Raw genomic sequence first — 14537 nt, 5'->3', positions numbered from 1 at the left:
GCCGGCGGAGCAAGTGGATTCGCCGGTTCACGCGCGTTCGCATCATTTCTCCCAGATGATCGTAAAACGCTCGGATCCACGGCCAAGCGCGTCTTGCCGCGAAAGTGTTGCACGCGTGATAACAAATTGTAGCGGTGCGCGGTCGCCGGCTTTGTGTACGAGCAGGAAAAACGCGCGCTGATCTGACAATCGCCGTGGCCGCAGCTGTTGGCTTCAATGGCTGCTGTGGCGAGTAGTGACAAAGCGGTTGAGCAAGCGGTGCACCATGAACACGACGAACAGGGTCAACAGCACCGAGACACACACCGAACTCAGCCGGTAGAGGGTCGCAAATATGATGTCGTGGCTGGGCGTAAGCGACTGGCCGAACAGGATGGCCAGGGTGGTCAAAGCGCCGAAGCCGACGCCGGGCACCCCCTTTTCCAGCATGTGCCAGCGCGCGCAGACCATGGCGGCGATCCATAGCAGCAGGGCGACCAGCGGCAGTAGGTCGTGGTGATCATAGAGCAGCAGCATGATCAGCAGGGCAATCACGCAGCCGAGCAGGGTGCCATGCGCACGGGTACGGCCGGCGAAGCGTGAGCCGTTCCAGTGCATGGGAAACAACAGCAGGATGCTGGCGACCTGAGCCGACAGCGAGTCCTGCAGATCCAGGCACTGGAATACGCTGAACGACAGCGTCGCCACCGTTGCCCCGAGCAGTGCCTCGTGGCGCCGACTGGCGCGGTCTTTGGGCGGCGGCGTGCGTGCGGGGCGCGGCTCGCAGTCGGGAAACAGGTAGAACATCAGCACGGCGATCGCTGCGGCCAGCACGATGGCCAGGCCATTGCTCCCAAGCATGGCGATGACGTCGGTGTGCGGGTAGCTGGCGAAGTTCAGCTGGATCGACAGAAATACTGCGCCGAGGGCGCCGAACAGGAAGTTCGGGCCGCTGGCCATCAGCGCGAAACGGTAGAGAAACAGCAAGAACACCAGCGGAATCATCAGCAGCGGTCGGCCGCCGAACAGACCGTAGAGCAACGCGACCTCCAGGCTGACGACCAGTCCCTGGGTGAAGAACTGGCGCATCAGGTGGGCAGTCAGGCGCGGCACCAGGCCGAGCAGTAGCATCGGATAGACGCAGAAGAAGGCACCGTACTGCAGGTCGAACAGCTTGCACAGGACAAAGGCCAGACTGCCGCCAGTGGCGATGCGCAGACACTGGCGCAGGTCGTTCTTGCCCAGTGACAAACGGGGCGCTGTGGCCCTTTCGGCAAGTGTGTGTGCCGCCGCGGAGGGTTCAGTAGACATAGTGCAACCAACTGATCAGGCGGATCTGCAGCGTAGCGGCGAGGTTCACCAGCGGGTTGTCGAAGGGCTTCAGCTGAACCGTGGCCTTAGCCCCGGTGGGCAGCAGGAACGGCAGCTCTTCATCGAGTGCCAGGTGCACGCGTTGTCGTTGCGCGTCGCGAACCCAGCGCTCGGATTGCGCGGGCGTTGCCAGCTCGCCGTTGGCATCGATCTGGCCTTCCCGGACTCCGGCGTCGAAATGACTGACCCGGGCGCTGAACAGCTCGCCTGGACGGGCGTCGAATACGACCACGGCTGGGGTGTCGACGCCGATGTAGCGCAGGGACTTCTCGCGGAAGTCGGCGATGATGTCCAGGCGGTCCTCGACCAGAGCGGCCACCGGCGTTCCTGCCGCGACGAAGGTGCCGGGGGTGAGCTGCAGGTTGCTGAGCACGCCGCCACGTTCGGCGCGAACCTCGCTGTAGTCCCGCTGCAGGTGCGCCCGGAGCAGTGCATTGCGGGCTTGGCGTAGCCGTAGATTGGCACCGTCGGCGCCGCCGCGACGGGCCTGCAGTTCACGGACTCTGGCCTGCGCCGTACGCAGTTGGGCCTGGGCCATCAGATGCTGCGCTTCGGCCGCATCGTAGGCCTGGCGCGAGACATGCTGGCGTTCGAGCAGGCGCGACAGGCGTAGGGCCTGAGCGCCCGACTCGTTCGACTTGGCTTGGGCCGCGCTGACCTCGGCACGGGCGGCGGCCAGCAGGGCATCGAGTTCAGTGTTGTCCTGGTGTGCCTGTTCGAGCGCCAACTCGGCCCGCTGCACCTCCAGCTCGAATGGCTGCGGATCGAGGCGAAACAGTAACTGGCCAGGTTGTACGTACTGGTTATTGCTCACCGCCAGCTCACTGACCTGGCCTGCGACCCGCGGCGCGACCTTCAGTACCGGTCGGGTCAACTGCGCCTGTGGTGTCAACGGCATGCTCAGGTCGGCGGTTAGGAAGTAGATGAAGCAACAGGCTAGGGCCGAGATAGCGATTTGAACCCAGCGGGCAAATCGTTGATCGGGAGTCATGAATACCTCGGTTAAGCAAAGCGTCGGGGGACGGGCGCACGCTGGAAAGTCCGGGCCGGCCCGCGAAGGCGGCAGTATATTTCCCATGCTTTCATGCAAAAATAGCCGTCTTATGCAAAGAACACTTACTAAATAGGTAACAGTCAGATGGATGTTTTTCAGGCAATGCGGGTGTTTACTCGCGTGGTGGACGCGGGCACCTTCACGGCTGCTGCACAGACGCTGGGCTTGTCCACCGCGCAGGTGTCGCGGCAGGTGTCCGAACTCGAAAGTCATCTGCAGGCACGCCTACTGCAACGTACCACCCGCCGGCTGGGGCTGACCGAGGTAGGCAGCCGTTACCTGGAGCGCTGTCGGCATATTCTCAGCGAGCTGGAAGACGCTGGCGCCGAGGCCGGTGGTGCCTACCTGATGCCCAGGGGGCGCCTGCGGGTGCACGCGATCACCGGTTTGGGCACCCATCTACTTGCACCCTTGGCCGCCCGCTATAGCGAGCTCTACCCGGAAGTGAACCTTGAGCTGACGCTCTCCCAGCGCCACCCTGACCTGCTCGAGGAGGGGCAGGATGTGGTCATTACTCTGGCCCGGGAGTTGCCCGACTCCGAACTGGTCGCTCAACTGCTCGGCACTACCTACAGCGTGGTCTGTGCGGCGCCGAGCTACCTGGGGCAGCACGGTATTCCGATGACTCTCGACGAGCTGAGCCAGCATCGCTGCCTGCGCCTGCTCGACCCGGTTTTTGGCGACAGCTGGACCTTTACCGACAACGGCGTCGAGCGGGCGATCCGTCTGGGAGAAACATTTCAGGTCAACGTCGCCGAGGCGATGGCCCAGGCGGCAGGAGAGGGTATGGGTATTTGCGTACTGCCGGACCTGATAGCGGCCAAGGCCTTCGCACAGGGCCGACTGGTACGCCTGCTGGCCGAACATCGCCTGCACGAGCGGGGTATCTATGCGCTGTACCCGTCGCGGCGCTTTCTCGATGCCAAGGTGAGAACCTGGGTGGAGTTCCTCAAGGAGCAATTACCCCTGGTATTCCGCGGTAATCGAACCCTGGTGGAAAACCCCACCTATTGGGCGTGACCCTGGGAGCAAACCGGTGTGGCCAGGGTTGATGCCCTGTCGCTTAGCGCTCTTCGATTATTACGCTAAAGGCAAAACTACCTTGCCTGGAGTTCGCTGTTTCTTGCCGGAACCACTCCTTAAGCTGATGCTCATCGAGTCATTACGAGGTGCAGCATGAAAGCAAGATACTGGATGATCGGCGTGACACTTGTCGCTCAGTGGGCAGTCGCCGACGATGCGCAGCCATACCATTATGGCCAGGCCATGGATGTCGCCAGGGTCATTTCGATCGAGATGCCTCAGGGCTGTGAGGTGGGCGAGGCGACCATGGTCTATGAGGATTCACACGGCGAGATCCATACCCTGGTGTATCTGCGCCAGGGCGAGAGCTGCGTGTATTGAGTCCGTCGCAGGACTCGGCAGTCAGCCCGATCCCTCATGGCAGGCAATGGGCTGTCAGGCACTTCGGGCGCCGTCAGTCCGCAAATAGCTCGAACATCAGTTGCCTGAGCCAGCGGTTGGCGGAGTCTCGGTGATACTTGGCGTGCCAGAACAGGTTGATATCGATTTCCGGTAGCTGCACGGGGTGGGGCAGGGCCACCAAACCGAAGGGCTGGACGCAGCACTCGGCAAAGCGCTCGGGTACCGTGGCCAGCAGATCGGTGCGCTGGAGAATATGGCCCACAGCGACGAAGTGCGGCACTTCGAGACGGATGTCCCGCTCTATCCCCAGACGCGCCATGTGTGCGTCCACTTCGCCGTGGCCGGTGGTGGCGGCGATGACCCGCACATGACCGTGAGCGCAGAAGCGCTCCAGCGTGAGCGGCTCGCTGGTGACGGGGTGGTCCTTGCGACACATGCATACGTAACGATGATGGAACAGACGGCGAGTGAAGAAGCCTGCCTGCAGGTGTGGCAGCAGGCCTACGGCGAGGTCGACGGTGCCGCTCTGCAGCGCCTCGATCAGGGATACGGAGGTGTTGCGCACGGTACTGATGCGGCAGCCTGGTGCCAGGCGGGAGAGGGCATCCATCAGGCGCGGGGTGAAGTAGATTTCACCGATATCGGTCATCGCGATGGTGAAGGTGCGTTCGCTGGTTAGCGGGTCGAAACTGTCTTGGCGACTCAGCGCCTCGCGCAGGGTATGGATGGCCAGCGACACTGGCTCAGCAAGTTGCTGGGCGTAGGGGGTAGGCTCCATACCCTGATAGGTACGCACGAACAGGTCGTCCTGCAGGGCTGTACGCAGGCGCCTGAGGGCGTTGCTCACGGTGGGCTGGGTCAGACCCAGGCTTTCCGCGGCGGTGGAGACGCGGCGGTCGATCAGCAACTGGTTGAACACCACTAGCAGGTTCAGATCCAGGTCGCGCAGGTCCATGGTCTGCCTCATAGGTTGGTAGGAATATTCAGGTTTGAAATAGTTTGTATGCAGGCTGCGGTATTTATCAATATTTCTCGTGCGCCCATGATGACTTCACTCCAACAACAACATCATGGGTACAAACATGATCACCAAGCCTGCCCTGCGTATCGGCATCATCGGCGGCGGTATTTCCGGCGTCGCCCTGGCACTGGATCTGTGCCGCCATTCCCATCTCGACGTCCAGCTCTTCGAATCCGCACCGGCCTTCGGTGAGGTGGGAGCGGGCGTTTCCTTCGGTGCTAACGCGGTGCGAGCCATTGCCGGTCTCGGCATTGCAGAGCCTTACGCCCAGGTTGCCGATCGCACCCCCGAGCCCTGGCAGGACGTGTGGTTCGAATGGCGCCGCAGCGTCGACGCCGGTTACATTGGCGCGAGCGTGGCTCCTGGCGTGGGGCAGTCTTCGGTGCACCGGGCGGATTTCCTCGACGTGCTCGCCAGCCGACTGCCGGAGGGCATTGCCCGATTCAATAAGCGCGCCGTGGGCGTGGAGCAGCACGGCGATGAGGCCTGTGTGCGCTTTACCGACGGTAGTGAATATCGCGGTGACTTGCTGATCGCCGCCGATGGCATCAAATCGGCTATTCGTGGCCATGTCCTCGAGGGTATCGGGGCCCCGCCCGCCGTGCCGCGCTTCAGTGGTACCTGCGCCTACCGTGGCATGATCGATAGCCTGCACCTGCGCGAGGCCTACCGTGCCGCTGGCGTTGACGAGCACTTGGTGGACGTGCCGCAGATGTACCTGGGCCTGGATGGCCACATCCTTACCTTTCCGGTTAAGCGGGGGCGCATCATCAACGTGGTGGCCTTCGTATCTGACCGCAGTCAGCCCGCGCCCACCTGGCCCGAGAATTCGCCCTGGGTTCGTCAGGCCAGCCAGCGTGAGATGCTCGACGCCTTCGTCGGCTGGGGCGATGCTGCGCGAATCCTGCTGGAGTGCATTCCCTCGCCAACCTACTGGGCTCTGCACGACCTCGCCGAGCTACCTGGTTATGTCCACGGCCGTGTGGCGCTGATCGGCGATGCCGCCCACGCGATGCTGCCGCACCAGGGCGCCGGGGCAGGGCAGGGGCTCGAGGACGCCTACTTCCTCGCCCGCCTGCTGGGAGATGTTCAGGTGAGTCGCGGCAACCTCGATGAGTTGCTGGCTGCCTACGACGCCTTGCGCCGCCCGCGTGCCTGCCGCGTGCAGCGTACCTCCTGGGAAGCCGGTGAACTTTACGAACTGCGTGACCCGGCAGTGGGTGATGACAAACAGGCGCTGGGAGCTACCTTGGCTAGCCGCTTCGACTGGTTGTGGAACCACGACCTCGACGCTGACGTGCGAGATGCCCGCGCTCGACTAGGTTGGACAGCCCTGAGCCACTGCGCCTAGTTGCGCGTCGTTCTACCGGAATCGGCCTCGATGCCGGTTCCGGCTCTATAACAATGACAAGAAGAGCTATGCCATGCGTGATATCGACGTTTCCGCCCTGCTTGACGGGGCCCGCTTCAATACCTTTCACGGGCGCGTGCTGTTCTGGTGCGCGCTGATCATTATCTTCGATGGCTATGATCTGGTTATCTACGGCGTGGTGCTGCCGTCGCTGATGCAAGCCTGGAACCTCTCTGCGCTGCAGGCCGGTCTGCTAGGCAGCTGCGCATTGGTGGGCATGATGCTCGGTGCACTGTTCTTCGGCCCACTGTCGGACCGGATCGGGCGCCGCAAGACCATCATGACCTGTGTGGTCCTGTTCAGCGGTTTTACCGTGATCAACGGATTCGCGCGCACTCCCGAGGAGTTTGCCATTTGCCGCTTTTTCGCCGGGCTTGGTATCGGTGGGGTGATGCCCAATGTGGTGGCGCTGATGAACGAGTACGCGCCGAAGAAAATCCGCAGCACCCTGGTGGCGATCATGTTCAGCGGTTACTCGGTGGGGGGCATGCTCTCTGCGGGTCTGGGCATGGCGTTGATGCCCAGCTGGGGCTGGCAATCGGTGTTCTTCGTGGCGGTTGTACCGCTGCTGGTGCTGCCGTTGCTGGTGCGCCAGCTGCCGGAGTCGTTGAACTTCCTGCTGCGCCAGGGGGAGGTCGAACGCGCCAAAGAGCTGCTGGCCAGGGCAGAGCCCGACTACGTGCCCAAAATGCACGACCGGCTCAATCTGGCAAAGGGGCAGGCGGGCAAGGTGGCCATCTCCCAGTTGTTCCAGGATGGTCGCGCACTGAAAACGCTGATGCTCTGGGTGGCCTTCTTCTGCTGCCTGCTGATGGTCTACGCCCTGAGTTCCTGGCTGCCGAAGCTTATGAACGCTGCCGGCTACGGCCTCAACTCCAGCCTGGCGTTCCTGCTGGTGCTGAACTTCGGCGCCATCTTCGGGGCAATCGGCGGCGGCTGGCTGGGAGATCGCATAGGCCTGGGTCGGGTACTCCTGGCGTTCTTCGCCACCGGTGCGCTGTCGCTGAGTCTATTGGCGCTGAAGTCACCGCTGCCGGTGCTCTACCTGCTGATCGGCGTGGCCGGGGCCTGCACTATCGGTACGCAGATCCTCGCCAATGCCTGCGCCGTGCAATTTTACCCCGCGCATATCCGCTCCACTGGTCTGGGCTGGGCGATGGGAATTGGCCGTATTGGCGCCATCATCGGCCCGTTGCTGGGCGGAGCTTTGCACGCCGCGCAACTGCCGTTGCAGGCGAGCTTTCTGGCGTTCGCGCTGCCGGGGCTGGTGGGCGCCGCCGCCATTATGGGTTTTCTCTGGCACCGGCCGGGTCAGGTCTGCACGCTGATGGAGAAACCTCTGGAATCGACTGCCGGCTGATCCACTGCTATCAGGAACTGAGCACCGCACCCATGTCGGGTGTGGTGCTCTGGTTGACCGCTCGCAACCGGCATATGGAACCACCATGGTCTCGGCTGCTATAGATGCCGATCCGCTGTGCGTAGTCGGATCCTAGGCTAGGCGTTGGATCATGAGAAAGCCTTGAGACTCGAAGCGGCTGCCAACTCGATGGTTAGCAGGTGCTGAGGCGCCGGTCATCACATCCATACTTTTCAATGAACGTGACGGTTGCGCTGCACGTAGCCGTACTGACAGATCTTGAGCAGATTAGCCGGATCATAATCAGGACGCCCCGTACGATGAGACCGGGCCTTGTCGAACCCCAACGCCTGAAGATCGCAGCCTGCGAAATGGGTGGGTGAAGTCCTGCACGGGATTATCAAAGCACAGAGAGTCATCGCTGCCGGCCACCAGTTCTTCACTGCCGCGAACATCGAGAGGCTGGTACATCTCGGAGCCAAGTACAGCACGAAGGCTGCAATGATCGACGATCTTCGAGACGGTCGCTGAAGACCAGTAAGACCAAGACCTCAGCGATTTCGGACGCATCTCCCGTGATGACTTTTTCAATGACGACGGAAGCGCGACCTCCTGATTTCTTGCTGGCGCAGAAACGCGCCAGCAAGCAGATGGCATGTCCGCGAGTCGAGGTCGAGCATGCGCTGGTTGCATAACTCACCCATCACCTGAGCCAAGGAAAATTTTCTCGTTCTCAAGCTATGCGCGATGGCTAAACAAGTGTGTGTTTAATGGGCGTCTAACGTCTGATTGGAAGGCTTTTCACCGAGTGTGCCCGTTGTTCGTCCAGCGAGTTGTAGTACGTATTTTGGGTAGTGCTGAGACTATTGTGACGAAGGTCAGCCTGGAGGTCCTTCATCTCTCGATATGGTGCATCAAAGGTTGCGGAGGTGTGGCGTAACCAATGCAGTGAAGCTGAACGCAACTGGTCTATTTCGTCATCGCTCCAGCCTTCCTCAGCCATACGCCCCATAGCGCGATCAAATAGCCCTTGGAGCAGCAGGCGAATATGTCGATCAGATAGCCCACCACGCCCCTTCAGGGAACTGATCAACGGTGTTTTCTCGTGGGCAGATGGCTGGGGGGAGAGCTGTAAATGCTGGCGATAGCGTATCAGGTAGTTCTGGATGTATTCGTCGCGGATGCTGATCTTGGCGGCCTTGTTGCCTTTGCCCACCACATGAAACCACCAGTTGCCCATGCTATCGCGGCGGATGTCGCCCATGGTAGGCGTCCAGTTGTCACGCCCGACCAGATCGGAGACTCGCAGGTACATGGAGAACAGAGTCGCAACGATGAACAGAGTGCGTTCGTGTGTCGGGTCGGTCGCGGCCATCTGCTCGGCAGTCTCGATCACGTAGCTCCACTGCAGCGGAGTCAGGGAACGTGACGCCACATCCAAGGTGTTGCGTTGCTTGTAGATGGATTTCTGTTTTACCGCCCGGAAGGGGTTCACCTCGGTGAGACCCTCATCAATCGCGTGTTGGAAGAAGCTGCCGCAGACTGCGAATACCTGAGCCACCGATCCCTGGGACAAGCGGTAGGGACGGGAGGGAAGGGCGGCAACGGCCTCTTCGGCAATCTTGCGTTCGCGCTTGGCCACAGTGTGACTGAAAGGTCGCCATTGCAAATTGACGATGTAGGTGTCCGTGTCGAGCTTCTTGCGACCACCCACGCGCAGGAAGCGGGACTTTACGACCGGACCTATCCAGTCGGCGGGCGGGTTGAGGCAGAACTCCATGAAGGCCTCGGCGTCCCGGCGACGCAGTTCAACAAGGGGCTTGACAGCCACCAGTAGGGACCAGAGCAGCAGCCGCTCGACGTGGGTTCGATAGGAGTTGAACGTGGCTTCGTTGCCGGCGTAGGACTTCAGAAATCCCCGAACGGCGCGATAGCCCTCGACGGCCTGGAGCTCATCGGCACAACCATGGAGGAAGTCCCGAACCGCTGGAAGCTCGCCATTGAGGTGAAGAAAGTTGAGTTCGTGGAAGCGATCAAAGGTCTCGAAAAGCGGCTGGGGATGCTGCGACATGAAGTGGTTCAACCTGGGCGAATGCGTCTATATCGGTCTTTCAGCGTAGTATAGAGCAATATCCGGGTCTGGTGATTATCGGATATTGCTTAGATTTCTCCGATCAATCCTCGCTGTCCTTCTTAAAATCTGTAACCCCATGATCCTTACAAATAATACGTTTAATAACATGCAGTTACGATTGGAGTCGGATTTTTAAATGGGAGAAATGAGTCTGCCGGGCGTCCCGCCAGAGAAGCTTATAGGCCAGGAATTTAAGCTAGCGGGGAACGCTCTATCAACCATAATACCTTCCATAGGTATAAGCCAAGCTGAAAATGCCTAGATATTTCTGCAACTCGGCAGGGCGGAAGCTTTGCGCACGAATCTTTGCGCCGCTTTCTTTCAAAAAACGCATACTGCCACCAAGCAGGATATTCCAGTGCTCACCGCCTTTGTCTGTAGAAGTAATGCTTGCATGAGCTTTCATAAGCGCTTCTTTAACAATGCTTCGTATTTGTCGCACGGAAAGACCGGGGCGCCCGTGACTAGCCTCCAAGATAGGGATTTCTTCGTTCTGCTCTGGGAACGGGGGTAGTCCTCGGCTTTTTCGATAGCGTCTCAAGTAGGGCAGGAACTCTGGAGTGACTTCAACTTTCCTTAGCAGCCGACCTGGCGCCTCTAGTATCAACCACCATCTGGCATCGTCTAGAACAAAGCAATTCATGCATGGGCAGTAGTTATCAGCATTTGCAAGGTCTGCAGCATGCAAACACATAAGAGTCGTTGCTGCTATTATAAAAAGAGCACGCTCACCAGCAGGATCACCCAGCGCATGAAATTCTAGCGCTTGCAGAACCTGACCTAATTGCTCGGAAGTTAAATATCGTTCCACAGGGTAAGTAGCGCGCATTCCTCTTCCATAGAAAGTTCGTGATGATATAGCTGGATTTATCGCTATCACATCTTCCTCGCAGAGAAAACCATAAAATGAACTACAAACGCTACGAATGAAACGCAAGGTTTCCACTTTAGGGCTGCGCGCCCCTACATCTTTAGATGCTCGAATATTGAAAGGCCGCCATGATTCATTGAAAACCGAATTACCATCGACTTGAGCGAATCTAGCGGTTGTAGAAAATCCAACCCAATTTGAAGGTGGCATCTTGCAAAAAGTAATAAAATTCGTAAACGTCTCTTTATCTAGTGTCAGTACAGTTTTTTCGGCGACAATCCAGCTCCATAGGAGCAAACGTTCAACGAATGTTCGGTAATTATTAAAGGTTCCAAGCGGGTGACTATGATATGCAAGAAAGCGGATAGCGCATTTTAAGTCCGTTTCTACATCAAGATTAGCGGAGAGACTACTGAGGAAGGCTTCGATGCAGGGGTAGCGAGCGTAGTACAGCCCGAGATCGAGAGACATACTTTCGGGACCAGCAAGGACAGGCCGAGGGTCTATGACTTTTGACATTGACGATCCCATTGGTCTAAAAGGAAGTCACGAGTACTCTTGAAAAATAGCACAGTATTTAGTCTTCTTTTTAGGCTTTTTAAACAGGCAAAAGCCTCATCAGGATTCTCCTTTTTTAACCGTTAACGAGGGGGGCAAGGGAAACCTTGACAGCGGAGAATGCTGCATCTCACTGATATCTTGGTATTTTTTTTAATCAGTCATTTTCTACTTTTTCATCAGGCGTCACAGCTGGATAAGTTTAAGCCCAGACGATGCTGCATACGGCATTTAACATAATATACATTACACGTAACAATATGTTACGGGCTTCGCATGGTTGTCGTGATTGCCACGCGTAATCGAAATCCACTGCCACGATAAATATTGCCAAACCTCTACCTCCGGTATGCCGCAGATTTCCCCTTTCGATCATTCAACTGAAAAAAATCCCGCTACTTACCGTAACGGGATTTCTGAGCTGGTTGGAACGCCTCGTCTACACTTCTGGAAAATTTACTCGTCAGTCACCGGGTTTATAGGCTCGGTCGTTTGCGCATTAATAATCTTCGTAACAGCACGCTGATCCACCGGTTCGTTGATTAAATTGTTTCGGCGTGCCAGTTGCGCGGGTGTTAATTGTTTCAATTGCTCTGGAGTCAGGTTCAAGAGCTGGTCATCGCTGAACGTTGTCATGGAGTTTGCTCCTTGGAGGAATGTGCTCATTACGTAGCGACTATCCTTTGCGCCTCAGAGCAATTTTAAAACTGTAAGAAATAACAGTTTTTTAGGCCCATTCGCGTTATCGCTCATAACGAAAAGCCATGTAGAGATGCGACTGGGTGGGCTGAGTCATTACCTCGGCCGCTTTCGCGACTAATTTCTGTTAGCTCAACTAAACGGTCATTTAGTGTAGTTAACGTATTTTCGAAGATGATCGACGCACTTACCCTACTCCACTAGAAGTCTACCGTCGCTGACAGCAGATACGTGCGCGGTGTCGAAAGCGTCAATCCCGGTTCGCTGTCATCCGAGGCGCCTGCCGAGCTCCAATAGCGTTTATCCAGAACGTTTTCGACATTGGCGCGCAAGGTGATCGTTTTCTCGTCCAGCTTGAAAGCATAGCGTGTACCTACGTCGAACCTCTCCCAGGAGTCGATTTCCTTATCATTCGCCTGATCCAGATACTGCGAACTCGAATAGATTCCACGACTGGTCAGTGTCAAACCCTGCACAGTCGGCACGTCCCACTCTGCACCAAGGTTAACGTTGTATTTCGGTGTCGCCGGTGCGCGGTTGCCGTCGAATGTACCGTTGGTGGTATCGGTCAGTTCGCTGTCGATATACATCACCCCGCCGAGCAATCGGAAGCCCTTCAGCGGTTCGCCAAACACGCTCAGTTCTACGCCGTTGTTTTCGCGTTTGCCGTTCGGGCCGAAGACTCGTGTGGTCGCATTGGTTTCGTAGGCAGGCTGTTTGATGCGAAACACCGCTGCTGTCAGCGCGTATGAGCCGGCGTCGTACTTGGCGCCGACTTCGACCTGGCGGCTGATGAATGGCGGGAAGATTTCGTCTTCGTTGATCGACGTCGATGGCGCGACTTTGCCTTGGCTGAGGCCTTCCATGTAGTTGGCGTACAGCGATAATTTGTCGGTTGCCTTGAACAGAATGCCACCCGATGGCGAGACTTTTTCCTCATCGTAAGCCGTGTCGCCCTTGATGCCGTCGCTCCAGTCATCGACTTTGACCCGCTGCCAGCGCGCACCCAGAGTCAGCAGCAGTCGATCATCGAAGAAACCGAGCGTGTCGGACAAGGCCACGCCGCTGAAGCGATTTTCGGTGTAGACCCTGGCGTCATTGCGGGTCGGCGTGCCGGGTCTGGCTATTTCCACCGGGTCGTAGAGATTGCTGCGCCCGGCTGCGTAACGGGCGCCGCCGTTTTCGAAGTCCATATAAAAGTAGTTGGCCGCCAGGTTCACTTCATGGCTGACAGGTCCGGTCTGGAACCAGTTACGCACCCCAGCGGTAGCCGTGCGAACGTTTTCGTCGCGAGTGAAGTCGCGCGGCTGGACGCTGAAGTCGCCGGCGTCATTGGTCACCGAAACCGCGTGGCGCAAGAAGTCGTGATTGCTTTTGCGTGCGCCGACGCCGCCATACAGCATGACTGAATCGCTGACATCGAACTCGCCGTTGAGCGTGCCGAAAGTGTCTTTGGTGCGCGCCCGACTCCAGGGTTGCGCATAGTTATCACGCACATCATTGGCGCTCGGCACCTTGGCACCGGCCGCGACTTGCACGCGTTCCTGCGGTGCGTCGGTGTCGCGCTCGGTGTGGCCGATATCGGTGGAAAGTCGCAAGCGTTCACCACGGAAATCCAGACCGAGTACCGCCATGTCGCGATCGACGCTCTGATGATCCCATTCGGTATCACCGGACTGTTTGACCCCGTTGAAGCGCACCCCGAATTGATTGTCTTCGCCAAAACGCCGTCCGACATCCACCGCGCCGCCGACTTGATTGTTCGAGGCGTAATTGGCTGTCAGCGAGGTGATCGGCTTGTCGGTCGCGCGTTTCGGCACGACGTTGATCCCCCCTCCTACACTGCCCCGTGGCGAAATCCCGTTGATCAATTGGCTCGGCCCTTTGAGGATGTCGACGCGATCGGCCATTTCCATATCAATGGTGTAAGTCGGCAAGATTCCGTAGAGGCCGTTGTAGGCAACATCACTGTTGAACAGGCTGAAACCACGAATGGTGAATTGCTCATAGCGGCCACCGGCCGGGTTGGTGGCGCGTACCGAAGGGTCGGTACTGATCAGATCGCCGAGCGTGCGCGCCTGTTGGTTTTTCACCGTTTCGCTGGTGTAGGTGGTCATGCTGAACGGGGTTTCCATGAAATCCCTGGAGCCCAACAGCCCTTGCGAGCCACGCCGTGCAACCTGACCGCCAGCAAACACGTCGGCATCCGCTGAACCGCTCGCGCCGAGAATCGATGTCGGCGCAAGCTGCAAGGTGCTGCCTTGCGCTGCGGGCACTAGCGTATAAGCCTGATCGCCGACCGGTTGCAGCTGCAAACCCGAACCCAGCAACAACCGGCTGAACCCCTCCTCCACGCCATATTCACCGGACAAACCATTGCTGTTGCGGCCGCTGACCAGTGCCGGATCCACCGAAAGATTGACGCCGGCGAGACCGGCGAAGCGCGTCAGCGCTGTACTCAGGCTACCGGCCGGCACCTGATAACTGCGGCGACTGCCATCGTCGGCCCAGCTCGATTGGATCAACACGGGGCTGGCACTCAGGCTCAGCAAAAGGCTCAACTGCAACAACGGACGCAAACGACCTGGAAATACTGCGGGCATTGGAAGAAGCTCTCGATTTTGTTCACTTGCCTGGAATGACCAGTGAGGCGA

Annotated in this window: 11 protein-coding genes; 4 read left to right on the top strand and 7 right to left on the bottom strand. The window is 58.4% G+C overall.

Annotated features, from left to right (window positions below):
- Positions 1 to 213: 213 nt before the first annotated feature.
- Both FEE99_RS18220 and FEE99_RS18215 read right to left on the bottom strand, forming a co-directional pair.
- Positions 214 to 1290, bottom strand: coding sequence for a DUF2955 domain-containing protein (locus FEE99_RS18220; RefSeq protein ID WP_078451698.1), 1077 nt, complete (start codon positions 1288 to 1290; stop codon positions 214 to 216).
- Complete coding sequence (locus FEE99_RS18215; protein ID WP_023663266.1) at positions 1280 to 2341, bottom strand: HlyD family secretion protein; 1062 nt, start codon at positions 2339 to 2341, stop codon at positions 1280 to 1282. Before FEE99_RS18215 ends, FEE99_RS18220 begins: the two co-directional genes overlap by 11 nt.
- A gap of 147 nt (positions 2342 to 2488) precedes the next feature.
- Here FEE99_RS18215 and FEE99_RS18210 point away from each other — a divergent pair, with 147 nt between their 5' ends.
- Positions 2489 to 3424: a LysR family transcriptional regulator gene (locus FEE99_RS18210; RefSeq protein WP_023629250.1), complete on the top strand. Its 936-nt coding sequence runs from the start codon at positions 2489 to 2491 to the stop codon at positions 3422 to 3424.
- Positions 3425 to 3580: 156 nt separating this feature from the next.
- Positions 3581 to 3808 carry a DUF2790 domain-containing protein gene (locus FEE99_RS18205; RefSeq protein WP_023629249.1) on the top strand — a complete coding sequence of 76 codons (228 nt, stop codon included), beginning with the start codon at positions 3581 to 3583 and terminating at the stop codon, positions 3806 to 3808.
- 73 nt (positions 3809 to 3881) lie between these two features.
- Here FEE99_RS18205 and FEE99_RS18200 read toward each other — a convergent pair whose 3' ends face one another.
- Complete coding sequence (locus tag FEE99_RS18200; protein ID WP_023629248.1) at positions 3882 to 4784, bottom strand: LysR family transcriptional regulator; 903 nt, start codon at positions 4782 to 4784, stop codon at positions 3882 to 3884.
- Positions 4785 to 4911: 127 nt separating this feature from the next.
- On the opposite strand from FEE99_RS18200, the gene salA reads away from it, so the two are divergent.
- Positions 4912 to 6201 carry a salicylate 1-monooxygenase gene (gene salA / locus FEE99_RS18195; protein ID WP_024075419.1) on the top strand — a complete coding sequence of 430 codons (1290 nt, stop codon included), beginning with the start codon at positions 4912 to 4914 and terminating at the stop codon, positions 6199 to 6201.
- A 73-nt stretch (positions 6202 to 6274) separates the two neighbouring features.
- Positions 6275 to 7621, top strand: a complete 1347-nt coding sequence (locus FEE99_RS18190) for an MFS transporter (protein ID WP_023629719.1) — start codon at positions 6275 to 6277, stop codon at positions 7619 to 7621.
- Between the two features lie 778 nt (positions 7622 to 8399).
- Here FEE99_RS18190 and FEE99_RS18185 read toward each other — a convergent pair.
- From FEE99_RS18185 to FEE99_RS18170, 4 genes are all read right to left on the bottom strand, one after another.
- The gene (locus tag FEE99_RS18185) at positions 8400 to 9692 is read right to left on the bottom strand and encodes a tyrosine-type recombinase/integrase (RefSeq protein WP_028688854.1); all 1293 of its coding nucleotides are present in this window, start codon (positions 9690 to 9692) and stop codon (positions 8400 to 8402) included.
- Between the two features lie 277 nt (positions 9693 to 9969).
- Positions 9970 to 11145 carry an integrase gene (locus FEE99_RS18180; protein WP_223194055.1) on the bottom strand — a complete coding sequence of 392 codons (1176 nt, stop codon included), beginning with the start codon at positions 11143 to 11145 and terminating at the stop codon, positions 9970 to 9972.
- Between the two features lie 495 nt (positions 11146 to 11640).
- Positions 11641 to 11820, bottom strand: a complete 180-nt coding sequence (locus FEE99_RS18175) for a hypothetical protein (RefSeq protein WP_041480363.1) — start codon at positions 11818 to 11820, stop codon at positions 11641 to 11643.
- Positions 11821 to 12083: 263 nt separating this feature from the next.
- A complete protein-coding gene (locus FEE99_RS18170; RefSeq protein ID WP_041480364.1) occupies positions 12084 to 14486 on the bottom strand; it encodes a TonB-dependent receptor in 2403 nt (800 codons plus the stop codon).
- Positions 14487 to 14537: the final 51 nt, after the last annotated feature.

Source organism: Pseudomonas sp. ef1, assembly GCF_007293365.2.
Classification (GTDB): Bacteria; Pseudomonadota; Gammaproteobacteria; order Pseudomonadales; family Pseudomonadaceae; genus Aquipseudomonas; species Aquipseudomonas siliginis.
This window is presented reverse-complemented; position numbering and strand designations above follow the sequence as displayed.

What these genes read in the sequence shown, in the direction of transcription:
- FEE99_RS18180 (WP_223194055.1), bottom strand. Translation starts at nt 11,145, where the DNA reads ATGTCAAAAGTCATAGACCCTCGGCCTGTCCTTGCTGGTCCCGAAAGT.
- FEE99_RS18220 (WP_078451698.1), bottom strand. Translation starts at nt 1,290, where the DNA reads ATGTCTACTGAACCCTCCGCGGCGGCACACACACTTGCCGAAAGGGCC.
- FEE99_RS18175 (WP_041480363.1), bottom strand. Translation starts at nt 11,820, where the DNA reads ATGACAACGTTCAGCGATGACCAGCTCTTGAACCTGACTCCAGAGCAA.
- salA (WP_024075419.1), top strand. Translation starts at nt 4,912, where the DNA reads ATGATCACCAAGCCTGCCCTGCGTATCGGCATCATCGGCGGCGGTATT.
- FEE99_RS18215 (WP_023663266.1), bottom strand. Translation starts at nt 2,341, where the DNA reads ATGACTCCCGATCAACGATTTGCCCGCTGGGTTCAAATCGCTATCTCG.
- FEE99_RS18185 (WP_028688854.1), bottom strand. Translation starts at nt 9,692, where the DNA reads ATGTCGCAGCATCCCCAGCCGCTTTTCGAGACCTTTGATCGCTTCCAC.
- FEE99_RS18200 (WP_023629248.1), bottom strand. Translation starts at nt 4,784, where the DNA reads ATGGACCTGCGCGACCTGGATCTGAACCTGCTAGTGGTGTTCAACCAG.
- FEE99_RS18190 (WP_023629719.1), top strand. Translation starts at nt 6,275, where the DNA reads ATGCGTGATATCGACGTTTCCGCCCTGCTTGACGGGGCCCGCTTCAAT.
- FEE99_RS18205 (WP_023629249.1), top strand. Translation starts at nt 3,581, where the DNA reads ATGAAAGCAAGATACTGGATGATCGGCGTGACACTTGTCGCTCAGTGG.
- FEE99_RS18170 (WP_041480364.1), bottom strand. Translation starts at nt 14,486, where the DNA reads ATGCCCGCAGTATTTCCAGGTCGTTTGCGTCCGTTGTTGCAGTTGAGC.
- FEE99_RS18210 (WP_023629250.1), top strand. Translation starts at nt 2,489, where the DNA reads ATGGATGTTTTTCAGGCAATGCGGGTGTTTACTCGCGTGGTGGACGCG.